This window comes from Saccharothrix saharensis (assembly GCF_006716745.1).
GTDB classification, from domain to species: domain Bacteria; phylum Actinomycetota; class Actinomycetes; order Mycobacteriales; family Pseudonocardiaceae; genus Actinosynnema; species Actinosynnema saharense.
Map to the genome: position 1 here is coordinate 2,816,622 of NZ_VFPP01000001.1, position 22,726 is coordinate 2,839,347.

General features: G+C 71.9%; 26 protein-coding genes and 1 tRNA gene. 14 read left to right on the plus strand and 13 right to left on the minus strand.

The features are described 5' to 3' along the window. The first annotated feature begins 243 nt into the window (after window positions 1–243). The 5 genes from FHX81_RS11530 to FHX81_RS11550 all read left to right on the plus strand — a co-directional run bounded on the left by FHX81_RS11530 (window position 244) and on the right by FHX81_RS11550 (window position 3,823). The gene (locus FHX81_RS11530; RefSeq protein WP_141977716.1) at window positions 244–585 is read left to right on the plus strand and encodes a hypothetical protein; all 342 of its coding nucleotides are present in this window, start codon (window positions 244–246) and stop codon (window positions 583–585) included. A 226-nt stretch (window positions 586–811) separates the two neighbouring features. Then, window positions 812–2,134 (plus strand): replication initiator, encoded by a 1,323-nt coding sequence (locus tag FHX81_RS11535; RefSeq protein WP_246107771.1) that lies wholly within the window; start codon window positions 812–814, stop codon window positions 2,132–2,134. Continuing rightward, entirely contained in the window at window positions 2,131–2,409 is a 279-nt protein-coding gene (locus FHX81_RS11540; protein WP_141977720.1) for a MerR family transcriptional regulator, read from the plus strand. The genes FHX81_RS11535 and FHX81_RS11540 overlap by 4 nt, the downstream gene beginning before the upstream one ends. Further along, the gene (locus FHX81_RS11545) at window positions 2,406–2,624 is read left to right on the plus strand and encodes a helix-turn-helix transcriptional regulator (protein WP_211363466.1); all 219 of its coding nucleotides are present in this window, start codon (window positions 2,406–2,408) and stop codon (window positions 2,622–2,624) included. Before FHX81_RS11540 ends, FHX81_RS11545 begins: the two co-directional genes overlap by 4 nt. Beyond that, complete coding sequence (locus FHX81_RS11550) at window positions 2,624–3,823, plus strand: tyrosine-type recombinase/integrase (RefSeq protein WP_141977724.1); 1,200 nt, start codon at window positions 2,624–2,626, stop codon at window positions 3,821–3,823. Before FHX81_RS11545 ends, FHX81_RS11550 begins: the two co-directional genes overlap by 1 nt. Window positions 3,824–3,955: 132 nt before the next feature. Here the strand turns inward: FHX81_RS11550 and FHX81_RS11555 are convergent. From FHX81_RS11555 to FHX81_RS11585, 7 genes are all read right to left on the minus strand, one after another. Continuing rightward, window positions 3,956–4,029: transfer RNA gene (locus FHX81_RS11555), tRNA-Pro, on the minus strand. Window positions 4,030–4,207: 178 nt separating this feature from the next. Beyond that, window positions 4,208–5,326 (minus strand): sensor histidine kinase, encoded by a 1,119-nt coding sequence (locus tag FHX81_RS11560; RefSeq protein WP_246107772.1) that lies wholly within the window; start codon window positions 5,324–5,326, stop codon window positions 4,208–4,210. Further along, window positions 5,320–5,976 carry a response regulator gene (locus tag FHX81_RS11565; RefSeq protein WP_141977726.1) on the minus strand — a complete coding sequence of 219 codons (657 nt, stop codon included), beginning with the start codon at window positions 5,974–5,976 and terminating at the stop codon, window positions 5,320–5,322. Before FHX81_RS11565 ends, FHX81_RS11560 begins: the two co-directional genes overlap by 7 nt. A 46-nt stretch (window positions 5,977–6,022) precedes the next feature. Further along, on the minus strand, window positions 6,023–7,429 hold the full coding sequence (gene der, locus FHX81_RS11570) for a ribosome biogenesis GTPase Der (protein WP_141977728.1): 1,407 nt from the start codon (window positions 7,427–7,429) through the stop codon (window positions 6,023–6,025). Next, complete coding sequence (locus FHX81_RS11575) at window positions 7,426–8,070, minus strand: lysophospholipid acyltransferase family protein (RefSeq protein ID WP_141977730.1); 645 nt, start codon at window positions 8,068–8,070, stop codon at window positions 7,426–7,428. The genes der and FHX81_RS11575 overlap by 4 nt, the downstream gene beginning before the upstream one ends. After that, window positions 8,067–8,795 carry a (d)CMP kinase gene (gene cmk / locus FHX81_RS11580; protein ID WP_141977732.1) on the minus strand — a complete coding sequence of 243 codons (729 nt, stop codon included), beginning with the start codon at window positions 8,793–8,795 and terminating at the stop codon, window positions 8,067–8,069. The genes FHX81_RS11575 and cmk overlap by 4 nt, the downstream gene beginning before the upstream one ends. Before the next feature lie 327 nt (window positions 8,796–9,122). Then, the gene (locus tag FHX81_RS11585; RefSeq protein ID WP_141977735.1) at window positions 9,123–10,232 is read right to left on the minus strand and encodes a DUF1015 family protein; all 1,110 of its coding nucleotides are present in this window, start codon (window positions 10,230–10,232) and stop codon (window positions 9,123–9,125) included. A gap of 19 nt (window positions 10,233–10,251) precedes the next feature. Here FHX81_RS11585 and FHX81_RS11590 point away from each other — a divergent pair, with 19 nt between their 5' ends. From FHX81_RS11590 to FHX81_RS11615, 6 genes are all read left to right on the plus strand, one after another. Further along, the gene (locus FHX81_RS11590) at window positions 10,252–10,734 is read left to right on the plus strand and encodes a cation:proton antiporter regulatory subunit (protein WP_170232020.1); all 483 of its coding nucleotides are present in this window, start codon (window positions 10,252–10,254) and stop codon (window positions 10,732–10,734) included. 5 nt (window positions 10,735–10,739) lie between these two features. Next, window positions 10,740–11,924 carry a cation:proton antiporter gene (locus tag FHX81_RS11595; RefSeq protein WP_141977737.1) on the plus strand — a complete coding sequence of 395 codons (1,185 nt, stop codon included), beginning with the start codon at window positions 10,740–10,742 and terminating at the stop codon, window positions 11,922–11,924. 139 nt (window positions 11,925–12,063) lie between these two features. After that, window positions 12,064–13,254, plus strand: a complete 1,191-nt coding sequence (locus FHX81_RS11600; RefSeq protein ID WP_141977739.1) for a S8 family serine peptidase — start codon at window positions 12,064–12,066, stop codon at window positions 13,252–13,254. Between the two features lie 152 nt (window positions 13,255–13,406). Beyond that, window positions 13,407–14,309: a mechanosensitive ion channel family protein gene (locus FHX81_RS11605; protein ID WP_141977741.1), complete on the plus strand. Its 903-nt coding sequence runs from the start codon at window positions 13,407–13,409 to the stop codon at window positions 14,307–14,309. A 433-nt stretch (window positions 14,310–14,742) separates the two neighbouring features. Beyond that, window positions 14,743–15,114, plus strand: a complete 372-nt coding sequence (locus FHX81_RS11610) for an STAS domain-containing protein (RefSeq protein ID WP_141977743.1) — start codon at window positions 14,743–14,745, stop codon at window positions 15,112–15,114. A gap of 411 nt (window positions 15,115–15,525) precedes the next feature. After that, window positions 15,526–16,218 carry a class I SAM-dependent methyltransferase gene (locus tag FHX81_RS11615; RefSeq protein WP_141977745.1) on the plus strand — a complete coding sequence of 231 codons (693 nt, stop codon included), beginning with the start codon at window positions 15,526–15,528 and terminating at the stop codon, window positions 16,216–16,218. Here FHX81_RS11615 and FHX81_RS11620 read toward each other — a convergent pair. Then, window positions 16,215–16,562, minus strand: coding sequence for a DUF6401 family natural product biosynthesis protein (locus FHX81_RS11620; protein ID WP_141977747.1), 348 nt, complete (start codon window positions 16,560–16,562; stop codon window positions 16,215–16,217). The two genes, FHX81_RS11615 and FHX81_RS11620, sit on opposite strands and share 4 nt — an antisense overlap. 104 nt (window positions 16,563–16,666) lie before the next feature. Between FHX81_RS11620 and FHX81_RS11625 the strand changes: the two genes are divergently transcribed. Further along, the gene (locus FHX81_RS11625) at window positions 16,667–17,149 is read left to right on the plus strand and encodes a DUF6319 family protein (protein WP_141977749.1); all 483 of its coding nucleotides are present in this window, start codon (window positions 16,667–16,669) and stop codon (window positions 17,147–17,149) included. 60 nt (window positions 17,150–17,209) lie between these two features. Here the strand turns inward: FHX81_RS11625 and FHX81_RS11630 are convergent, their stop codons facing one another. From FHX81_RS11630 to FHX81_RS11640, 3 genes are all read right to left on the minus strand, one after another. After that, window positions 17,210–17,962: a GntR family transcriptional regulator gene (locus FHX81_RS11630; RefSeq protein WP_141977751.1), complete on the minus strand. Its 753-nt coding sequence runs from the start codon at window positions 17,960–17,962 to the stop codon at window positions 17,210–17,212. Window positions 17,963–18,367: 405 nt separating this feature from the next. Then, on the minus strand, window positions 18,368–19,321 hold the full coding sequence (locus tag FHX81_RS11635) for a quinone oxidoreductase family protein (protein WP_141977753.1): 954 nt from the start codon (window positions 19,319–19,321) through the stop codon (window positions 18,368–18,370). 4 nt (window positions 19,322–19,325) lie between these two features. Further along, complete coding sequence (locus FHX81_RS11640; protein ID WP_246107773.1) at window positions 19,326–20,117, minus strand: SDR family NAD(P)-dependent oxidoreductase; 792 nt, start codon at window positions 20,115–20,117, stop codon at window positions 19,326–19,328. Between the two features lie 126 nt (window positions 20,118–20,243). On the opposite strand from FHX81_RS11640, the gene fabG reads away from it, so the two are divergent. Both fabG and FHX81_RS11650 read left to right on the plus strand, forming a co-directional pair. Further along, window positions 20,244–21,005, plus strand: coding sequence for a 3-oxoacyl-ACP reductase FabG (gene fabG, locus FHX81_RS11645; protein ID WP_141977757.1), 762 nt, complete (start codon window positions 20,244–20,246; stop codon window positions 21,003–21,005). Between the two features lie 2 nt (window positions 21,006–21,007). Further along, window positions 21,008–21,466: a MaoC family dehydratase gene (locus FHX81_RS11650; RefSeq protein ID WP_170232021.1), complete on the plus strand. Its 459-nt coding sequence runs from the start codon at window positions 21,008–21,010 to the stop codon at window positions 21,464–21,466. 93 nt (window positions 21,467–21,559) lie between these two features. On the opposite strand, the gene FHX81_RS11655 is transcribed toward FHX81_RS11650, so the two are convergent. Together FHX81_RS11655 and FHX81_RS11660 are read right to left on the minus strand one after the other, a co-directional pair. Next, window positions 21,560–22,123 carry a DinB family protein gene (locus tag FHX81_RS11655; protein WP_141977761.1) on the minus strand — a complete coding sequence of 188 codons (564 nt, stop codon included), beginning with the start codon at window positions 22,121–22,123 and terminating at the stop codon, window positions 21,560–21,562. Further along, a complete protein-coding gene (locus FHX81_RS11660; protein WP_141977763.1) occupies window positions 22,120–22,707 on the minus strand; it encodes a TetR/AcrR family transcriptional regulator in 588 nt (195 codons plus the stop codon). The genes FHX81_RS11655 and FHX81_RS11660 overlap by 4 nt, the downstream gene beginning before the upstream one ends. Window positions 22,708–22,726 lie beyond the last annotated feature (19 nt).

Below are 22,726 nucleotides of genomic sequence, written 5' to 3' on the forward strand. Positions count from 1 at the left end.
GACTAAAAAGCCCGGAAGGGGCGGCAACCCCCACCGGGCCGATCGGACTCTACGGGCAGTAACCCGTGAGCCCTCACGCGCAAGGCTTGGCAGCGGATGCGCCCTCAGAGCGTAGCGCGCGTGTTGGTTGCGGTCACCTGCTCAAGGGGTCCTCTACATCAGGGGACTGATATGACGGCTGTTTTGGCTGATAAGCAGCGTTCTCGTACGGATGGCGAGGGGCGGGAGTTCCACTTCTGGGACGTGAACCCGTTGACGGGTGTGGCGCTGTGCGCGTCGCGGTTTGACGACCTGCCGGAGTTCATCGCGTTGGTGGTCGAGCACATGGGGTTCACCGCGTCGCAGTGGGACCGGTTGGTGCGTGCGGGTGAGGTGGTGGAGGAGGTCGACTGCCACCGGGCGCGCGTGATCCCGTGGACGCTCAACCGCCCGTTGCGTCGTCCCCCGACCGGGCAGGCTCCGGAGGGCACGTGCCCGGACTGCTGGGGCACCTGTGTGGAGATCGACCCGGACGGCTCGCTGACCGGTGTGGTGGGCGCGTCGCTGGTGTGCTTCTGCACGCGCACGTCGGCTCGGGGTGCGTGATGAGCGCCGTGACGGTGACCGACGCGACGTGTGGCGGCTGCGGCGGGTCCAAGACCAGTAGGAGCACGCCTACCGGGTGGTGCGGTGTCTGTTCCGGTCGTGGTCGGTACGCGGTGCTGGACGAGGCCGGTACGCGGGCGGTGGAGCGTGCGGAGTCGCTGGCCTGGCTGGCGCGTCACGGGTCGGGGATGGCTGCCTGATGACCTCTGCCGCTCTGGTTCCGCGCTTGTCCACTGAGGACGAGCGGCTGACGAATCTGTTGCGCTCCAACGGTTACCGGTCGTGGCGGGGTCGGGTCGAGTCGGTGCACGGCTGCGCCCGTCCGGTCCGCCTGGTCGGTTCCACGCGCCTGGAGGACACCTCGGCCGGTGTGGTGCTGGACGGGTTCGAGGGCTCGCTGTTGGTGCCGTGCGGCAACCGGCGCGAGGCCGTGTGCGAGCCCTGCTCGGCCCGCTACGCCTCCGACACCTTCCACCTCGTCCGCTCCGGCCTGACCGGCGGCAAGGGCGTGCCCGAGTCGGTGTCGGGACACGTGCGGGTGTTCGCCACGCTGACCCCGCCGTCGTTCGGCAAGGTCCACAACCAACCGCGTACCCGCTCCGGCAAGCCTCGGCGCTGCGCGTGCGGGGAGTTCCACCATGACGCGGACACCCGTCTCGGGACTCCCCTCGACTCCGGCTCCTACGACTACGTGGGCGCGGTGCTGTGGCAGGCGCACGCCTCGGAGCTGTGGCGGCGCTTCACCATCACCACCGCCCGCCACCTGGCCGACGCACTCGGCATCCGGCGCGGCGAGCTGCGCGACCACCTGCGCGTCTCCTACGCCAAGGTCGCGGAGTACCAGCGGCGGGGCCTGGTGCACTTCCACGCCGTGATCCGGGTGGACGGCCCGGACGGTCCCGGCTCACCGGCGCCGGTCACCGTGACTCCGGAGCTGCTGTGTGCGGTGGTGCGTTCCGCGGCTGCCTCCGTCACGGTCACGACCAAGGACAGCGACGCCGTGGGACAGCACATCCTGACGTGGGGTGAGCAGGTCGACGCGGAGCCCATCGCGGCGCACGAGTCGGGTGACCCGGACGCGGCGGTGCACGACCGCAAGGTTGCCGGGTACATCGCCAAGTACGCCACCAAGGGCACGGGCGCGACCTCCGGCGTGGACAGCCGCATCAAGCGGGAGGAGTCCATCGCGGACCTGGACGTGTCCGAGCACCACAAGGCCATGATCTCGACGGCCTGGCGGCTCGGCGGACTGCCGGAGTTCGCTGGGCTGAACCTGCGCAAGTGGGCGCACATGCTCGGCTTCCGGGGCCACTTCCTGACCAAGTCCCGCCGCTACTCCGTCACCTTCACCGCCCTCCGCACCGCACGGACCGAACACCGGTACGCCGAACAGCTCGACCGCCTGGGCGTGGTCGACAGCTCGACCGTGCTCGTGGTCAACGACTGGGCCATGACCGGAGTCGGCTACCGCACCGACGCCGAACGCGAGCTGGCCGCAGCCATCGCGTCCCGCAAGCTGTCCCGCCGAACTGGGGAGGAGACCCCGTGAACCCCTTCGACCCCATCCCCGGCCCGAACAACCCGTTCGACCTGCCTTCCGACGGTGACCCGTACGACGGGCCCGAAGTCGACATCGACCCGCGCGCCTCCCTGTTCACGCTGACCGAGGTGGCCTTCCTGCTCGACCTGAGCATCGGGGTCACCACCGAGTACCTGACCAACGGCACCATCCCCGGCACCCAGGTCGGCGGCTACTGGTTCAGCACCCGCGCCGACCTCAAGACCTGGTGGGACAACCTCCCCCGCGAAGGCGGTGTGTGGTGAGCACAACCGGTCTCCTCGGCGGTGGATGGCTCACAACAGAGGAGCTGGCGAAGCTCCTGTGTGTCGACCCTTCTACGTTGAGGCGCTGGCGAACGGCCCGGCCAGTACAAGGACCACCGTTCGTGCAATTGACCTCGCGCGTGACGCTCTACAGCGCCAACGACGTAGAGGAGTGGTTGGCCAGTCGGCGGATCGACCCGAGGAAGGCGGCCTGATGGGCACCCGCGTCGAACCACCACTCGGGGTGCCGCTGTCGTCCGACGTCGAACACCGGCCCGGACGTCGGAAGCCCTACCGCGCTCGTGTGCGGTGGGTCGATCCCGTCACCAAGACCCGCCCGTCCAAGTCGGAGTCCTTCGCCACGTCGGAAGAAGCCGACGCCTGGATCGAGATGATCAAAGGTGCCGCTGCCCGTGGCGTTGATCCCTCGGCCGCGACGATGCCCTTGGTGGACTACGGCAACGCCAACATGACGTTGGCCATGCGCGGCCTGGAAGCCAAGACGATGGACCCCTACCTTGCGGGCTGGCGCAAGCGGGTCGTGCCGACGCTCGGTCACCTGCCCGTGCGCATGATTACCAACGGTGTAGTGGACAGGGCGGTGCACGGCTGGATCGCCGACGAGTGCGGCCGGTCGGTGGTCAAGAACAGCATCGCCGTCCTGGTGCGGATCATGGAGCAGGCGTTGCGTGACGGGATCATCGACCGGAACCCGGCGCGGATCACCGGATGGCAGCGTGAGTACCTGCGGGCGGAGGATGAGCTGGACGATCCCCGGTCGCTGGCGCTGCCGGACTGGCAGACGCTCACCCGGCTCGCGAACGCCCTGGTCGAGCGGTCACACGAGAACTACTCGGGTTGGGGCGACGTGGTGATCTTCGCTGCGTGTACGGCGGCCAGGATCGGTGAGGTGTCGGGCTGCCGAGTCGGTGACATCGACACCTCCGATTGGACGTGGAGGATTCGCCGTCAAACCACCACGGCACCGGGTGGCCTGGTGGACAAGGGCACCAAGGGCAAGCGCGCTCGGACGGTGCCGTTGATCGAAGAGGTCCGGCCGCTCATCCAACGACGGATCGACAAGGTCAACGGCAGGCCCGATGCGCGGCTGTTCACCGGGCCGCGTGGCGGACGCATCTCGACGGCGGTACTGCGGGACGCTACCCACTGGGACGAGGTCGTGACCAAGCTCGGTTACGAGTACCTGCGGCGGCACGATCTCCGCCACACCGGCCTGACGTGGTTGGCCGACGCCGGGGTACCGGTGCACCACCTCCAGCGGATTGCCGGTCACGGATCGTTGACCACGACACAGCGGTACCTGCACCCCGACAGGCGGTCAGTCACCGATGCGGGCGAGCTGCTGTCCAAGCACTTGCGGTCCCCACGTCGGCCGAATCTCAGGGCCGTGTGAGAGATCGTGAGGCCTGGTCCCCAAGTGGTCCCCAAGTAGGGACGACGGTGATCATGGGCAAGATCGGCCCGGAAATAGCGAAACGCCCTCTGAGCTGGTTCTAAGTCCAGTCAGAGGGCGTTTCGTCGACCGTCGGGACGACAGGATTTGAACCTGCGACCCCTTGACCCCCAGTCAAGTGCGCTACCAAGCTGCGCCACGTCCCGGCCGCATCCCGTTGTGGGGTGCGCGGATAGCTTAGCGCACTCGCAACGGACCCCCGACACGCCCCCCCCTGATCGGAAGATCAGGGGCTCTACCTGCGAGAACGGCAGGGGCCCGCGAGTGGCGGGCCCCTGGTCCCCTCGGTCGCCGGTTCCCCCCGGAGCGGCGCCTCGGAGGTCACTATGCGGTGGCGCGGGTTGGTGCACTACCGCCGAAAGTCGAGTCATCTGTGTCAACTTTCGACGGACCCGTCGGTAGGGTGGCGTCGACGGTGAAGGTGTCGGTTGGGCCCGTGGTCACGGTCAGGGTGCCGCCGGCTTGGGTCACTCGTTCCTTCAGGCCGTGGAGGCCTTGGCCGCCCTGGTCCGGGATCGGTCGGGGGTGGGCGGGGCGGTCGTTGGTCACCGTCACGCGCAGGTTTCCGTCCTTTTTCGACAGTCGGACGTGGACGGAGGCGTTGGGGGCGTGCTTGGTCACGTTGGTCAATGCCTCTTGCACCACTCGGTAGGCCGCTCGGCCGGTGGCGGGTGGTGGGGGTTGGCCGCTGTCGTCCTCGTAGTGCACGGTCAGGCCGGCGGATCTGGCGCGGTCCACCAGGGCCGGGATGCCCTCGAAGCCGGGAGTGGGTTCGGTGTTGAGCAGGCCCAGGGCGGCGCGCATCTCGGCCAGGGCGTCCTTGGCGAGGGCACGCAGGCGCAGTGCCGTGTCACGGGTCTCGGCGTCGTCGGTGGTAGCTGCCAGGGCGGCCGACTCCACGGCGATGAGGGTGGCGTGGTGACCGACGGCGTCGTGGATCTCGCGCGCTATCCGGGCACGTTCCGCGGCACGGGCCCCGTCCTCCCGCGCCTCGACCTCGGCCGTTCGCGCCCGGGACGCCTCGGCCAGGCTCGCGGTCAGTTCGCGTCTGGTCGTGATCAGGGCGCCGAGGGCGGTGGGGGCGCCGGCCATGAACAGGCTGAACGAGAACGTCAGCAGCGCGGCACCCGGCGGCAGGGCTTGGGTGGCGACGACCAGCGTGGACGGCAGCACGGTGGCCAGCGCGACCCACGTGATCATCACGGGCGCGGTGCACTTGCGGCCCACCCGGTACAGGGCGACGACGGTCGGTGGCCAGCCCAGGCCGCCGACCAGGCCCGGCAGGCAGGCCAGGGCGGCGAGGGACGGCCGCCACCGGCGCACCGGCAGCAGCAGGCACGCGGCCAGCGCGGTCGGGATGGACCACGTGTACGGGACGTGGTCGGCCAGCAGGACCATCGCGGCGGGCACCACGACGGCCAGGAACTCCAGGAGGATCACCACGTGCCCACCTGGTGCGCGACGAGGGCGGCCTGGACGCGGTTCTCGACGCCCAGTTTGGTCAGCACGGTCGACACGTAGCTCTTCACCGTCGCCTCGCTGAGGCCGAGGGACGCGGCGATGGCGCTGTTCGGCTGTCCGCTGGCCAGCAGTTCGAGCACCTGGCGTTCCCGGGCGCTCAGGCCGTCCAGCTGCGGGTTGTGGCGCAGCCGGGCGGCGCGGAGCCGGGGCAGCAGGCGGGCGGTGATCCGGGGGTCGAGCACGGCTCCCCCGGCGGCCAGGTCGAGCACGGCGCGGACCAGGGCGTCGGGTTCGGCGTCCTTGAGCAGGAAGCCCTGCGCGCCCAGGTCCAGCGCCGTGGCCACGTAGTCGTCCAGGTCGAACGTGGTCAGCACGGCCAGCGCGGGCGGGTCGGGCCAGGCCAGCACGGCGCGCAGCGCGGCCAGCCCGTCCATGCCCGGCATCTGCACGTCGACCAGCGCCACGTCCGGCCGGAACCGGCGGACGACGTCGAGCAGCCCGGCGCCGTCCGCGGCTTCGGCCACGACCTGGACGCGGCCGTCCGCTTCGAGCAGCACCTTCAGCCCTCGACGGAGCAGCGCTTCGTCGTCGGCGAGGACCAATCGCACCGGCACGACGTCAGGCAACCGCATTCGGCCTGCCGGAGCAACCTGCCGCGACGGACGCGCGGGCGTCGGGTCACTTCTTCGGGCGCTTCTCCCGCACCCGCACCGAGATGCGCACCGGGCTGCCCTGGAAGCCGAACTCCTCGCGCAGCTTGCGCTCGATGAACCGCCGGTACCCGGCTTCCAGGAAACCGGTCGTGAACAGCACGAACGTCGGCGGCCGGGTGCTCGCCTGGGTGGCGAACAGCACCTTCGGCTGCTTGCCGCTGCGCACCGGCGGCGGGGTCGCGGCGATCAGGTCGGTCAGCCACGAGTTCAGCTGGCCGGTCGGCACGCGGGTGTCCCACGACGTCAACGCGGTCCGCAGCGCGGGCGCGAGCTTGCGCACCGCGCGCCCCGTCAACGCCGAGATGTTCACCTTCTCGGCCCACGGCACCCGGACCAGTCCGCGTTCCAGCTCGCGCACCATCGCGTTGCGCCGGTCCTCGTCCACGAGGTCCCACTTGTTGAACGCGAGCACGCAGGCACGTCCGGAGTCGACGACCATGGTCAGCACCCGCAGGTCCTGCTCGCTGATCGGCTCGGACGCGTCCAGCAGCACGATCGCGACCTCGGCGGACTCGATCGCGGCCTTCGTGCGCAGCGACGCGTAGTACTCCGCGCCGGAGGCGAAGTTCACCCGCTTGCGCAGGCCGGCGGTGTCGACGAACCGCCACAGCTCGTCGTCCAGCTCCACGAGCGAGTCGACCGGGTCGACGGTGGTGCCCGCGACGTCGTGCACGACCGACCTGTTCTCCCCGGTCAGCCGGTTGAGCAGGGACGACTTGCCGACGTTGGGCCGACCGACCAGGGCGACCCGGCGCGGGCCGCCGCGCACGGCCTCGTAGGTCTCGCGGGGCGTCTCGGGCAAGGCCTTGAGGATCGCGTCGAGCATGTCGCCCGAGCCGCGGCCGTGCAGGCCGGACACCGGGATGGGCTCGCCCAGGCCGAGTGACCACAGGGACGCGACCTCGGCCATCAGCCGCTCGTCGTCGACCTTGTTCGCGACCAGCAGCACGGGCCGCTTGGACCGGCGCAGCAGTTTCACCGCGGCTTCGTCGGTGGTGGTGGCGCCGACGGCGGCGTCGACGACGAACAGGATCGCGTCGGCGGTGGCCATGGCCAGTTCCGCCTGCGCGGCGACCGAGGCCATCATGCCGGTGGCGTCGGGTTCCCAGCCGCCGGTGTCGACCACGGTGAACTTGCGGCCGTTCCACAGCGCGTCGTAGGCGACGCGGTCGCGGGTGACGCCCGGCACGTCCTGCACGACCGCTTCACGGCGGCCGATGATGCGGTTGACCAGCGTCGACTTGCCCACGTTCGGCCGGCCGACGACGGCGAGCACGGGCATCGGCGGCGTGCCGCCCTCCTCGCCCTCCACCGTCTCGTCGAACGCGGTCCAGTCGGACTCGTCCGCCCAGGTGCCGTCCAAGTCCGTCATCGTGCTTCTCCTCGCTGGCTGTCGAGCTCGGCCACCAGCGTGGCCAAGCGGTCGCGGACCTGCTCGGTGGCCTTCACGAGCGCTTGGCGACCGCGGTCGCCCGGCAGCTCGAACGGCTCACCCACGAGCACGTCCACCACGGGCCGGAACCTCCGTCGGGTCCCGGCCGGGCGCAGGGTGCCGCGGCACGCGACGGGCACGACGAGCGCGCCGGTCGAGCGGGCGAGCCAGGCCGCGCCGGCCTGCGCCTCGGCCACGTCGCCGGTGCCGCGGGTGCCCTCGGGGAACACGCCGACCACACCGCCCGCCCGCAGCACCCGTTGGGCGGCGAGCAGCGGCTCCCGGTCGGGCGCGCCGCGCCGGACGGCCAGTTGGCCGATCTTGCGCAGCAGCGTGCCCACCACGCCCTTGAACATCTCCTGCTTGATCAAGAACACCACACGCCGGGGGAAGAGGCCGAAGAGGATCGGCCCGTCCGCCATCGAGCTGTGGTTGGCCACGACGACCACGGGGCCTTCGAGCGGGAACCGCGAGATGCCGCGCGCCCTTACCCGGAACGACGCCCGGAGGGGTACGCGCGAGATCCACCGGCCGACGTCGTGCAGCCGGGGCGCCGACCCCTCGGGGAGCTGGTCGGTCACCCGCGCACCCGTCCGCTCGGCTGGGCCAGCAGCCCGTGGTCGTCCACCAGGTCGAGCAGCGCGGCCAGCGTGCCCGGCAGGTCGAGGGACGTCGTGTCGAGCACGACCGCGTCGTCGGCGGCCCGCAGCGGCGACACCGCCCGGGACGAGTCGTAGGCGTCACGGCGCTGCACGTCGGCGAGCGTGGCGTCCAGGGTGGACTCGCGGCCGGACGCGCTGTCCTGCTTGGCGCGGCGCTGGGCGCGGGCCTCGGCGTCGGCGGTGAGGTAGACCTTGAGCGGGGCGTCGGGGACGACGGCGGTGCCGATGTCGCGGCCTTCGACCACGATGCCGCCCGCTTCGTCCAGGGCCCGCGCGATGATCCGGCGCTGTTCGGCGACCAGCAGCTCGCGCACGGCGGGCACGGCGGAGACCGGTGACACGGCCAGCGTCACCTCGGGGCCGCGGATCTCGGCGCCGACGTCGGCGCCGTCGAGGACGGTGGTCGAGCGGTCCGGGTCGGTGCCCTGGACGACGAGCGCGGCGGCCGCGACGTCGGCGACCTTCGCCGCGTCGGCGAGGTCGACGCCGGCGCGCAGCACGGCCAGCGTGACCGCGCGGTACATCGCCCCGGTGTCGAGGTAGCGCGCGCCGAGGGCGGCCGCGAGCCGGCGCGCGGCGGAGGACTTGCCGGTGCCGGAGGGGCCGTCGAGGGCCACCACGCCACGCAGCTCACCGTGTCCCACGGGGTTTTCCTCCTCAACGCGACGACGGTCGTCAACCTCCAATTGTGCCTGGTGCGGCCCGTCACACCCGCATCAGGTCGCCGCCGCGGGCCGGTCCCGCCGAAAAGCTTTCCCGGCCCCACCTCGCGGTGACCGCCGCGGGCCGCGTTTCCGCCCCCGACGGTCCGCTCGCGAACGGCCGCCTGGAACCCGCGAGCGGTCGCCACGCTCGGAACCGGCCCCGCCGATCGCTCTCGCAGGCGTACCCGGCAAGGGGACCCCTGCTTTCATCCTGCCGGCGGGGACTGACGATTCGGGTGCGTGGACGGGCGCCTGTGGACAACCGCGTCAGTCCAAGTCGGCCAACAACAACCCGCTGCGCGGCTTGGGCGTGAAGTAGGTGCTTTTGCGCGGCATCCGCCCGCCCGCCTCGTGCACGGCCAGCACGTCGGCCAGCGGCACGGGGGCGATCAGCAGGACGGCGTCCGCGGGCACGCCGTGGGGTACGTCGCCGGCCACCGGGCGCACGTGCGGGCTCTCCGGGTCCAGGCCGAGCGCCTTGTCCAGCAGCACCTCCTCGACGAACGCGTGGTCCACGCCGGCCGGTGGCAGCTCGACGCGCACCGCGGCCGACCCGGCCACCGCGACGACCACCCCCGGTGACGGGCGGGTCGCGGCGTCGACCGGCGTCACGGCCAGCCCGAGCGCACGCCACGCCACCGCCATGTCCGCCAGCGACAGCCCGGTGTCCGCCACGACGCGGTGGATCGGCCCGATCCGCAGGTCCGGACCCGCCGTGACCAGCGCCAACAGCCCGGACAACCCGGCCGACGCGGCGACCCGGTGGTTGCCGTCGGCCACCAGCAGCGGGTGCTCGCCCGCGGCTTCCAGCAGGGCGTCCTGGCGCTCACCCGGCCCGACCAGCCACAGCCAGTGCCGCCGCCCGCCCGGGTCGACCACGAACACGGCGGGCTCGTCGTCCACCTCCGCCACCAGCCGGGTCAGCCGCACGTCGCGGGCGACCGGCACCAGCATCGCCGCGCTCGTCACGCAGCCCAGGCCGGACAGCACGCGGGCGCGTTCGGCGACCACCTCGGGGTACACGTCCTCGGTGTGCCCGACCGCCGCCGGGTCCACCATGCACAGCAGCCCGTGAGCGGTGCCGTCCGGGCCGTCCACCCGGTACGGCGCGACCACGTCCCGCACCTCGCGGTAGGCGGTGCGCCGCAGGTGGGCGAGCTCGGCGACGGCGTGCGGCAGGGCGTCGAGCAGCGACGACCCGGCGGCCAGCGCGGCGGGCGTGCGGTGCGGGTGCTGGACGGCGAGCAGCGTGCCGGGGCGGGCGCGGGCCAGGGCCGCGACGACGCGTTCCGGCTCGGCGAACTCGTCCACGTCGGGTCCGGGCACGCGGTCACGGACGACCCAACCCCGGCTTATCGCCCGGACAGGTGTACTCACTCGTCTAGGATCACATGTTGTGAACGTCGAGGTGACGCCGCTTCCGGGGATCGGCACCCGTCAGGACTTCATGATCCGCGCGGGCCGTCGGATCGGGGTGATCACCCACCGCGACGGCAAGTTCGAGCTGATCGTGTCGCACCTCGACGACCCCGACGACTGCGCGGCGTCGATAGCCCTGACGCCGGCGGAGGCGAGCACGCTGGCGGGGCTGCTCGGCTCGCCGCAGCTCGTCGCGCACCTGCAGGAGCAGCACCGCGAGGTCGCGGGCATCTCCACCAAGCAGTTCCCGGTCGTGCCCGGTTCCCGGTTCGACGGCAGCCCGCTGGCCGAGACGGAGCTGCGCACGCGCACCGGCGCGTCCATCGTGGCCGTCGTGCGCCGCGGCTCGGTGCACCCGTCGCCGCGCCCGGACTTCGTCTTCGAGGGCGGCGACCTGGTCGTCGTGGTCGGCACGGTGGACGGCCTGGGCGCCGCGGCCGAGTTGCTGGGCGGTGGCTGACCACCTTGCACAGCACCGCACTCGCACTGATCCAACTCGGCGCGGTCTTCTTCGGGCTGGGCCTGCTCGGCAAGATGGCGTGGCGGATCGGCATCTCCCCGATCCCGCTCTACCTGATCGGCGGCCTGGCCTTCGGGCAGGGCGGCCTGGTGCCGTTGCACGGCATCGAAGACTTCACGCACCTGTCCAGCGAGATCGGCGTCATCCTCCTGCTGCTCCTGCTCGGCCTGGAGTACTCGGCGGCCGAGCTCGTGACGGGGCTCAAGCGGTCGTGGACGGCCGGGCTCATGGACATCGTGCTCAACGCCACACCGGGCGTCATCGCGGCGCTGATCCTGGGCTGGGGTCCGCTGGGCGCGCTGGCGATGGGCGGCGTCACCTACATCTCGTCGTCCGGGATCATCGCCAAGGTGCTCGGGGACCTGGGCCGGCTGGGCAACCGGGAGACGCCGGTCGTGCTGTCGGTCCTGGTGTTCGAGGACCTGGCGATGGCGGTGTACCTGCCGATCCTGACCGCCGTGCTGGCGGGCGTGAGCTTCGCGGGCGGGTTGACCGCCGTGGGCATCTCGCTGGCCGCCATCACGGTCGTGCTGGTGATCGCGCTGAAGTTCGGCCGGTACGTGTCGGCGCTGGTGGACAGCCCCGACCCGGAGGTGTTCCTGCTCAAGGTGCTGGGCGCGGCGCTGCTGGTGGCCGGTGTGGCGTCGGAGCTGCAGGTGTCGGCGGCGGTGGGCGCGTTCCTGCTGGGCATCGCGATCTCCGGGTCGACGGCGGAGAACGCCACCCGCATGCTGGAGCCGTTGCGCGATCTGTTCGCGGCGATGTTCTTCGTGGTGTTCGGGTTGAACACCGATCCGGCGTCGATCCCGCCGGTGCTGGGGCTCGCGGTGGCGCTGGCCGTGGTGACCACGTTGACGAAGGTGGCCACCGGGTGGTGGGCGGCGCGGCGGCAGGGCATCGGCCGGATGGGCCGGGCCCGGGCGGGCGCGGCGCTGGTGGCGCGCGGTGAGTTCTCGATCGTGATCGCGTCGCTGACGGTGGCGTCCGGCGCGGTGGACGCGCAGTTGGCGGCGCTGGCGACGGCCTACGTGCTGCTGATGGCGGTGCTGGGGCCGGTCGCGGCGCGCGTGGTGGAACCGTTGGCCAAGAAGTTCACCCGAAAGCGTGGTACGACGCCGGCGACCGCCTGACCTGTATCTCTTCCCGACCCGACGGCTCCACTACGGCATACAGGCACGTCCGCGCGCACGGCCAACTCTTCCGGCCGATTGAGCGCGGACGTGGTCCGGGGTTACACCTGACTGCCGTCCAACCCCGAAGGGGGTCGTCATGTCACAACCAGCGGGAACCGAGACCACCGGCCGCTACCTGGTCCTCCTCGACGACAAGTCCGTCGCGGCCGGCGCGCGGGAGATGAACCGGGTCGCCGGGATCAGGGCCGCCAGCACGGCGGACTCCGCCACCAGAGCGGAGTTCGCCGCGGCCGACGGCGTGATCTTCCAGGAGCTGGGCGTCGCCGTGGTCAGCGCGACGCCGGACCAGGTCACGCAGCTGACGCGGGCCGCCGACGCGCCGGGCCCGATCGCCGTGGTCGAGGCCGAACGGGTCGTGCACGCCTACACCGCGCCGCCGGACGCGGACGAGGCCGCGGCGGTGGACGAGTCCGTGTTCACCTGGGGCTTGCAGGCCGTGGGCGCGAACATCAGCTCGGCCACCGGCAAGGGCGTGCGGCTGGCCGTGCTCGACACCGGTTTCACGGTCGCGCACCCGGACTTCGCGGGCCGCTCCGTGATGACGCAGTCGTTCATCGACGGTGAGACGGTGGACGACGCGCACGGCCACGGCACGCACTGCATCGGTTCGTCCGCCGGGCCGCGCAAGGCCGCGAGCGGCGGGCCGGGCTACGGCGTCGCCCACGAGGCCGAGATCTACGCGGGCAAGGTGCTGTCGAACCGGGGCAGCGGCAGCGACAGCGGCATCCTGGCGGGCATCGAGTGGGCCATCGCCAACGGGTGCGCGGTCGTGTCGATGTCGCTGGGCGCGGCCGTGCGGCCGGGCACGCCGCACTCGCAGATCTTCGAGCAGGCCGCCACGCGCGCGATGGCGAAGGGCACGTTGATCATCGCGGCGGCGGGCAACGAGAGCAGCCGGCCGGGCAGGGTCGCGCCGGTCGGCCACCCGGCCAACTGCCCGTCGATCCTGTCGGTGGGCGCGGTGGACGTGAACCGGGCGATCGCGTTCTTCTCCTGCGGCACGGTCGACACCGTGGGGCAGGTCGACATCGTCGGTCCCGGCGTGGACGTCTACTCCAGCTGGAACTCCGAGAACAGCGGCATCGGCCTGCACAAGCGCATCCAGGGCACCAGCATGGCCACGCCGCACGTCGCCGGTGTCGCGGCGCTCATCGCGGAGAAGCACGGCGCCCGCGGGTGGGAGCTGTGGGCGAGGCTGGCGCAGACCGCGCGCCGGCTGCCCCTGCCGTCCACGGACGTGGGCGCGGGCTTGGTGCAGGCGCCCTAGGGCCCGTCGAGGTGGTCGGGCTGGTCGCCGCGGGGGGCGGCGACCAGCCCGACGTCACGCACTTCACCCGTTCGAGGGACCTGCGTTTACCCCGGGCACCTCGGGTAACCGGTTGCTGGAGACGAACCGGTCGTCCGAGGAGGTCGAAGACGATGAACGCCCTGCTCGCCGCGCAGACGGCGCAGGCTCAAGGCATCGGTGACGCCGCCGGTGACGCCCTGCGCTCGGTGGTGACCTTCGTACCCAAGCTCGTCGGTTTCCTCGTCGTGCTGCTCATCGGGTGGATCGTGGCCCGGTTGCTGCGCACGGCGGTGAACAAGGTGCTGGAGCGCGTGCACTTCGACCGCGCCGTCCAGCGCGGGGGGATCGGTGACGCGCTCGCCCGTTCGAAGTTCGACGCCTCGGGCCTGGTCGCGCAGATCGTGTACTACGCGGTGCTGCTGATCGCCCTGCAGATCGCGTTCGGCGTGTTCGGGCCGAACCCGGTGAGCACCCTGCTGACCGAGATCGTCGCCTGGCTGCCCCGGGCGATCGTCGCGATCATCATCATCGTGGTGGCCGCCGCCATCGCGCGGGCCGTGCAGGACATCACCTCGCGCGCGCTCGGCGGGCTGTCCTACGGGCCGACGCTCGGCAAGGTCGCCTCGTGGTTCATCATCGCGCTCGGCGTGATCGCGGCGCTGAACCAGATCGGCGTCGCCACCACCGTCACCACCCCGATCCTGATCACCATCCTGGCCACGGTCGGCGGCATCATGGTCGTCGGCGTCGGCGGTGGCCTGATCAAGCCCATGCAGCAGCGCTGGGAGGGCTGGCTGACCAAGGCCGAGAACGAGGCGCCGCAGGCCAAGGCGCAGGCGGAGGCCTACCAGCGAGGCCGTGAGGACGTGCGGCGGACGGCCGCGGGCGTCTCGCCGGCCGAGCGGACGACCCGGATCACCGAGACCCCGGCGCACGCGGCCGGCATGCCGACCCCGCCGGTGGGGCAGCCGATGCCGCCCGCGCCGCCGGTCCAGCCGCACCCGGGCCAGTACCCGCCCGGTGAACAGCGCTGACCCACCCGTCCACGCTCCGCAGGGGTCCCCGCCAAGGGAACCCCTGCTTTTATTTTGCCGGCGGGGTACGACGATTCCGGGGTGTCCGAGCAAGAGCGGTTCGATTGCTTCTACAGGTCGACCGGATCGGGCTCCGGCACGCGGGAAGGGCACCGCTGAGTTCGCACGGCCGCACGGGGTCGGATCAGTCGGCCGGCGTTGTGGCGGGGCAGAGGGGGCGGCCGGCCAGGACCGCCCACACGCTCTTGCCGACCGCGTGGCGCACGGCTCCCCACTCCCGGGAGGGTGGTCCACGAGCAGCATCCGCGGCCACGGGTCGGTCGCACCGAGGACTCGCCCGGCGCGTCGGACGGCTCGGCAGGTCGCGGCCCGGCTCGGTGCGCGGCGTCGCCTGCCGACGCGGTCCGCTCGGTCGTTGGGTCATGATGGTGCGGTGAATGCTGCCGAATCACCCACACCGGAGTTGGTCGTCGACCGCCACGACAACGCGGTGATCGTCCGCGTCGTCGGGGACATCGACATGGCCAACAGTGATGACCTGCGCGAACGCTGCTTGGAGCTGCTCGACGACGGAGTGGGCTCCTTGGTCGTCGACCTGTCGGAGGTCACGTTCTTCGCCTCCTCCGGCATCGCCGCGCTCGGACACATCCGCACGCACAACGCCTCGCTCCGGCGCCCGCCGGTGCACGTCGTGGCCAGCCGCGCGGTGCGCCGGTCGCTGACGGCCACCGCGATGGACACCCTGCTGCCGTTGCACGAGACGTTGGACCAGGCGCTGGCCGCCACGTCGGACGACGCCCGCTGAGAACAGGCCTGGGCCGGTCCCGCGCGCGGGTGGCGCGTGCGGGACCGGCTGTCGAGCCGTGGTTCTCCGGCTGAGCCGTCAGCCGCCGCCACGGCCGGCTCGTGCGCGACGAGGAAGGCGCCGAGCCCGCCGCGAGCCGCAGGCGCGTGAGCGCCTCGTGCAGGTGCGGGACGGCCTGGTGGTCGAGTTCCCCGGTGAGGACGACGGTGCCGCCGACGTGGGCAACGTCTCCACCCCGCCCGCAGCCCGCAGGACGGGCGGGTGGGTGCCCGCCGCCCGCGATGGTGACGACGAGCCCGTCGCCGTCCGGTTCGAGCCGACCGGACATCACCGTGCAGAACGGCGGGGCCCGCTGCCTTGTGGTCGGCGGTGGAAGCCGGGGTCACGAACCGCCGCATTAGGGTGCGGGAAATGACGGAGAGGGCGTTGACCGCGGGCGGGCAGGACTGGGAAGAGCAGGCGCGGAACTGGATCGCGTGGGTGCGCAAGCCCGGTTTCGACTCGTACTGGCGGTATCGCGAGGCGTTCTTCGAGCTGGTCCCGGCGGCCGGGCGGGCCACCCTCGACCTGGGGTGCGGCGAAGGTCGGGTGGCGCGTGACCTCGTCGCCCGCGGCCACCGCGTGACCGGGATCGACGCCTCGCCCACGCTGCTGGACGCGGCACGGCGGGCCGACCCGGAGGGGCGGTACCTGGCGGCCGACTCGGCGGACCTGCCGTTCCCGGACGACGGCTTCGACCTCGTAATCGCCTACAACGTGCTGATGGACGTCGACGACATGCCCGGCACCGTCGCCGAGGTCGGCCGGGTGCTCGAACCGGGCGGCAGGCTGTGCCTGTCGATCACCCACCCGATCACCGACACCGGCAGCCGCCGTGACGGCGTGTTCGTCCTCGACCGGCCTTACTTCGGCCGCCACCGCTTCGAGGAGGAGGTCGAGCGGGACGGGATGCGGATGCGGTTCACCGGGTGGAACCACCCGCTGGGCGCCTACACCGCCGCCTTGGAGGACGCCGGTCTGCTGATCGAGGCCTTGCGGGAACCGCGGGTCGGCGACGACGCGGTCCCGTGGCACCTGTGGATCAGGGCGTCGCTCCCGCGCTAACCCTCGAGGGCCGGCTCGTCGCGCCGGGCGAGGTGGCAGACGGCGACGAGTCTCAGCGTCAGCCAGTCCGCGTTCGGCCAGTCCACGAGCGCGGGCGGTTCCCAGCCGTGCGCCTTGGCCTCGTCCAGCACGCCCTTGGCGTAACCGGCCAGCAGCACCGCGCCGGCCACCGCCGCCGCGGGCACGCCGAACGCGAGGATGTCGCGCACCGCCGCGCCGTGCTGGTCGATCGCCGCCAGCACCCCGGGCGCCAGGACACCGGGCGCCAGCACCGCCGCGAGACCGAGTTCGTCGCTCAACCGGTCCAGGAACCGGCGAGCGGAGAAGTCCCTCCAACCGCTCACAAGGCCGACACCCTACGCTGTGCGGGGCAATCGACCCACCATCGAACACGTGTTCTATGATCACGCCGGGTCGAGCCGGATGCGCAGAGAGGAACAACGAGAACGTGCAGGCGGACACGCTCGTGGAGCAGGAAGAGACGGTGGACGCCGAGGCGCCCGCCGCACCCGTGCAGCAGGAGGTCGCACCCGTGGCGCAGGCAGAGCAGCCCTCGAAGGCCGAGGCCACCGAGCCGGAGGCCAAGCCCGCGGACGTCGAGACCAGGTCCGCGGACGCCGAGGCGAAGCCCGCCAAGCGGCCCAAGTCGACGGCCAAGAAAACCCGCACGGTCGAGCTGACGCTGACCGTCACCGGAACCGCCGACGGCGAGTGGCAGGCCGACCTGGTGCACGGCACCAAGCGGGTCGTGCAGGGTCTCCCGATCTCGGCCGCGGCGGTGTCGCGGGCGGCCAAGGAGCTGCACGACGACATCGCGGGCGGCATCGACGAGGTCATCGAAGCGGCCCGCGCCCAGCACCGCACGCGGATGGAGGAGCTGGAGGCCGAGCTCGCGAAGGTCAAGGCCGCACTGGCCGAGCTGAGCGACTGAGACCGACCCGCGCGGAACGGGTGCCGTGAGCGACGACACCCGTTCCGCGAGCGGACCGCGTCAGCCGGCGTCGATCTGGTAGACGAGCTGGTAGCGCTCGCCGCCCATGGTCATGTAGTTGACCTCCACCGCGCGGTCGCCCGCGAAGGCCACCCGGATCACCTGGAGCACGGGGAAGCCGAGCGGGAGTCGCAGGAGTTCCGCCTCACGGGGCCGCGGTGAGCGTGCCGACACCACCTCGGTGAAGTGCGTCAGCTCGAAACCCAGCTCCTCCAACCGCGCGTAGGCACCGCCCGGTCCGGTGTCGGCTTCTTCGAGCCGGGTGCCACCGGCGATCTCGGCGGGCAGGTACGACACAGCGAGCTGCACCACTTCGCCGTCGGCGCGCATGACCCGGTCCCGCACGACCACCTCGTGGTCCTGGTCGGCAGCCAGGCCGAGGTAGGAGCGCACGTCTTCACGTGCTTGCTCGCGCCGGACCTCCACCGTGACAGCGGGCTGCCACTTCCCGGCCGCCGCGTCCGACAGGAACGTGCCACGCCCCTCGGTCCGCTCCGCCTTGCTCAGCCGGTTGCGCGCGAGGCGGACGATCGGCTTCCGCTCCGCGACGAACCAACCCCGCCCGGCCACACTCGACACCAACCCCTCGGCACGGAGTTGGTCCATGGCGTTCTGAACCGTCTGCCGGGCGACGCCGAAGCGGCTCATCAGATCAGTCCCGGAGGGCAGTCGTTCGCCGGGACCGTAGACGCCCCGGCCGATCTCCCGCCGGAGCTCTTCGGCGATCTCCACCCACGGCTTCATCTGGACCATCACTCCATCGTAGAACCTATCTAGACAGGTCCACGCGCCCACGAGCACGTTGGCGTTACCTATCTAGATGGCCTAGATAGCCACGGGCGACCAAGGGCCGACCGTGGGAGCAAAAGGAGAAGTGGTGGAACAACTCGGTGACGCGAGCCCGGTCGAGCACTCGGCCTACTTCCGGGTGTCCGGTCGGGCGGAGTTCAAGGAGTCGGTCACCGCAGACGGCGACTACGAGGTCAGCTTCGATCACACCGCGACCGTCGCACTGACCCCGTGGCGGCCGAAAGGCTCCACCGGATGCTCGGCGAACGGCTTCCGGAGCTGCGGAGGATCGCGGGAAGCCTCGACTGACGGCGGCCCGTCGGAAGCCCCGCTCCGCCGTGACAGGCCGAGCGGGGCCGCTCGAGCCGGTCAGCGGGACGGGTCGAGGACCAGTTTGCCCGTGGTGCGGCGGGCGCGGAGGTCTTCGTGGGCTCGGCGCACTTCGGACAGGCCGTACTCGCCGCCCGGGACGGCGCGCAGGTCGCCCGACAGGACCAGGTCGAACAGCTCGGCCATGGCGCGGTGGACGACGCGGCCCGGGAGCTTGAACGCGTGCGGCAGCCACATGCCGGCGACGGCGGTCGAGTGGACCAGCAGCTTGCCCGGCGCGACGGGGGTCGGTTGTTCCCGGCTGGCCATGCCGTAGAACGCCAGCCGGCCGAACGGGGCCAGCGCGGCGAGGCTCTGGTCGGTCACCTCGCCGCCGGTCATGTCCAGCACGACGTCGACCCGCCGGCCGCCGTTGGCCTCGCGCAGCGCGTCCGTCATGTTCGCCGCGGTCGAGTCGACGGCGACGTCCGCGCCCAGGTCGAGCGCCAGCCGACGCTTGTCCTCGGTGCTCGCGGTGGCGATGACGCGGCCCGCGCCCCACTTCTTCGCCAGCTGCACGGCCAGCGACCCGACACCGCCGGCGGCCGCGTGCACGACGACGCTCTCCCCCGGCTCCAAGTGCGCGCTGCGCCGCAGCAGCAGCCAAGCCGTAGCACCCTGCACGACCATGCTCAACGCGGTCAGGTCGTCCACCCCGTCGGGCACGTCGAACGCGGTCGCCTCCGGCACGACGGCCTTCTCCGCGTACCCGCCGAAGTTGGTCAGGCCGACCACGCGCCGGTGGCCCGCCGTGCCGACGACCTCGCCGCCGGGCACCAGCGGCAGCTCCATCTTCGCCAGGTACGAGTTCTCGGCCTGGTGGGTGTCGGCGTAGTTGAGGCCCGCGCGGCTGACGTCGACGAGCAGTTCGCCGGGGCCCGCGACGGGGTCGGGCAGCTCGACCTCGGTGAGCACTTCGGGTCCGCCGAACTCGGTGATCTGGATGGCGCGCACGGTGTCAGTTCTCCTTGGCAGCGATCGGGTCGTGGCCGAGCCGCACGCGTTCGCCGGTGGCGGTGCGCGGGCCGGGCGGGTTGGGGAAGGCGAACGGCGCGCTGGGGCGTCCGGCCTGCACGAACCAGCATTCACCGGGCCGGCCTTCGCGCAACACGGCGACGAACGCGTCGACCACGTCGTCCACGCTCATCACCGGCATCCCCGCCGACTCGAGCGCGGGCTTGAAGCCGGTGATGATGGCGGTGTCAGCGAACGACGGGCACACGGCGTTGACGGTGACGCCGTCCGCGGCGGCGACCGGGCCGAGGCCGCGGACCAACCCGACCACGGCGGCCTTGTTCGCGCCGTAGAGGGGGTCCATCGGCATGGCCATCAGACCCGCCATGCTGGCGGTGGCTACGATCCGCCCGCCGCGCTTGCGCAGCTCGGGCAACGCGGCGTGGACGCCGTACACGACACCGTCGAGGTTGATCCCCATGACCGTGCGGTACCGCTCGGCGTCGAAGTCGTCGCCCAGCCCGAAGCCGGTGGCGATGCCCGCGTTGAGCACGGCGATGTCGAGACCGCCGAACCGCTCCACGGCCGTCGCGACGGCCGCCTCGCTGTGCCGGGGGTCGCGCACGTCGCAGTGCGCGTACACGCCGCCGACCTCTCCGGCCACGGCCTTGCCGCGCTCGTCGTCCACGTCGGCGACGACGACGGACGCGCCGGCGGCGGCCAGTCGACGTGCCACCCCCGCGCCGATGCCGTTCGCGGCCCCGGTGACCAGTGCGACCTTGCCCGAGAACTCCACCGCGCCTCCTCTGGCTGGCATTCCGACCAGTCGGTATGGTTCCCCTGACGCGCTCTGGCGTCAAGGCGAGGTCGCCGGTAGGTTACTAAGCGGTTGCTTAGGCCCGCAGATCAAGGAGGACTGACCGTGGCCGAGACGGACGCACGGGTGGCCATCGTCACCGGTGCCGCACGCGGCATCGGCGCCGCCGTAGCCACGAGGCTCGCGCAGGACGGCATGGCCGTCGCGCTGCTCGACCTCACCGAGGACAGCTGCGCGGACGCCGTGGCGAAGATCAAGGCCGCCGGCGGGACCGCGATCGCGGTGGGCGTCGACGTCAGCGACAGCGCGGCGGTGGACGCGGCGGTGCAGCGGGTCGCCGACGAACTGGGCGCGCCGACCGTCCTGGTCAACAACGCGGGCATCCTGCGGGACAACCTGCTGTTCAAGATGACCGACGACGACTGGGACGCGGTGATCAACGTCCACCTGCGCGGGTCGTTCCTGATGAGCCGGGCGGTGCAGAAGTTCCAGACGGCGGCCAAGTGGGGCCGGATCGTCAACCTGTCCAGCACCTCCGCGCTGGGCAACCGGGGCCAGGCGAACTACTCGGCGGCCAAGGCGGGTCTGCAGGGGTTCACCAAGACGCTGGCGATCGAGCTGGGCAAGTTCGGCGTGACGGTGAACGCCATCGCGCCGGGGTTCATCGCGACCGAGATGACCGCCGCGACGGCGGCCCGGGTCGGCGTCGACTTCGAGGACTTCAAGAAGGGCGCGGCGGCGGCGATCCCGGTCCAGCGCGTCGGCACGCCCGAGGACATCGCGCACACCGCGTCGTTCCTGGTCAGCGAGGGGGCCGGGTTCGTGTCCGGTCAGGTCGTCTACGTCGCCGGCGGACCGAAGGACTGATGATGCGCGTATTCGCTGACCTGGAGGAGCTGGCGGCGGCCAAGGGCGAGCACCTCGGCCACGGCGAGTGGCACGAGATCACGCAGGCCGAGATCAACCTGTTCGCCGACGCCACGGGCGACCACCAGTGGATCCACGTGGACCTGGAGAAGGCCGCCGCGGGCCCGTTCGGCGCGCCGGTGGCGCACGGCTACCTGACGCTGTCGCTGATCCCGTTGCTGGTGCGGGACATCTACGCGGTGCAGGGGCTGGCGATGGGCGTGAACTACGGGCTGAACAAGGTGCGCTTCCCCAGCCCGGTGGTCGTCGGGTCGCGGGTGCGGGCCGGCGCCGAGCTGGCCGGGATCTCCGACGTCGCGCAGGGCAAGCAGGCGGTGGTGAAGGTGACCGTCGAGATCGAGGGCAACCCGAAGCCCGCGTGCGTGGCGGAGACCGTGGTCCTGCTGGTCCCGGCCGCCTGACCGCGTCGACCGGAGCAGGGGTTTCCGCCGAGGAGACCCCTGCTCCCTTCGGCCACGGTCACGACCACCGCGCGGGCGGCCGGCACCGACCGGTCAGGACCCGGCTTCGCGGGCGACGCGGTCCAGCTCCGCGCGGTAGGCCGGCCAGTCCACCGAGGGCATGTTGTCGTTGGTCGGGCGCAGACCGGCCGCGCCGTCGACGAGCTCGCGGACGATGTCGGCGTGGCCCGCGTGCCGGTTCGTCTCGGCGATCATGTGGACCAGGACCAGGTGCAGCGTGACGACCCGGCGCTCCGGCGGCCACCACGGCACCTCCCCGGTCGACTCCAGGTCGAGCGCGTCGATCGTCCTGTCCGCGTGCGCGCAGGCCCGCCGGTAGAGCCCGGTGATGTCCTCGACGGACTCCTCGGCCGTCGCCCACATGTCCGCGTTGGGCTCGGCGTCCTCGCCCATCCACTCGAACCGCTCGCCGAACGGCCGGCCGAACGTGTCGGCGAAGTAGCCGACCTCCATCGCGGCCAGGTGCTTGACCAGGCCCAGCAGGTTCGTGCCGGTCGGCGTCAACGGCCGGCGCACGTCGTAGGAGGACGGGCCCTCCAGCTTCCACAGCACCGCCTCGCGCGCCGAGCGCAGGTAGCGGTGCAGGTCGGGCTTCACGGTGAGTCCTCCGGAACGGGGCGCAGGGATGCCAGCAGCAGGTCGGCGAAGTGGCGGCCCACCTGCTTGGCCGACAGCGGGCCGTCGGCGCTGTACCACTGGCCCAGGTGGTGCACGGTGCCGAAGAAGTAGTGCACGGTCAGGTCGGCGGGCACGTCGGTGCGGAACACGCCCGAGGCCTGCCCCTCCTCGACCAGCGACCGGAACCGCTCGTGGTAGCGCCGCCGCTCGACCCGCATCTCCCGCACCTTGTCCTCGGCCAGGTGGTCGGCCGACCGGAAGTACACCCGCGCCTGGTCGAAGTTGTCCACCGAGGTGACCACCACGTCGACCGCCGCCGCGTGCAGCCGCTCGGCCACCGGCGCGGACCCGGCGGCGAAGTGCTCCAACCGCTCGGTCTGCATGCGCAGCAGGCTGCCGTAGATCTCGTGCAGCAGGTCGTCCTTGGAGCCGAAGTAGTGGTACATCGCGCCCTTGGTGACGCCCGCGAGGTCCACGATGTCCTGCACCGCGACCCGGTCGAAGCCCTTGGCGGCGAACAACCGCGTCGCGGCGTCGATCAGCCGCTCCGGTACCGATGCCATGGGCCAAGCATCGCACGCC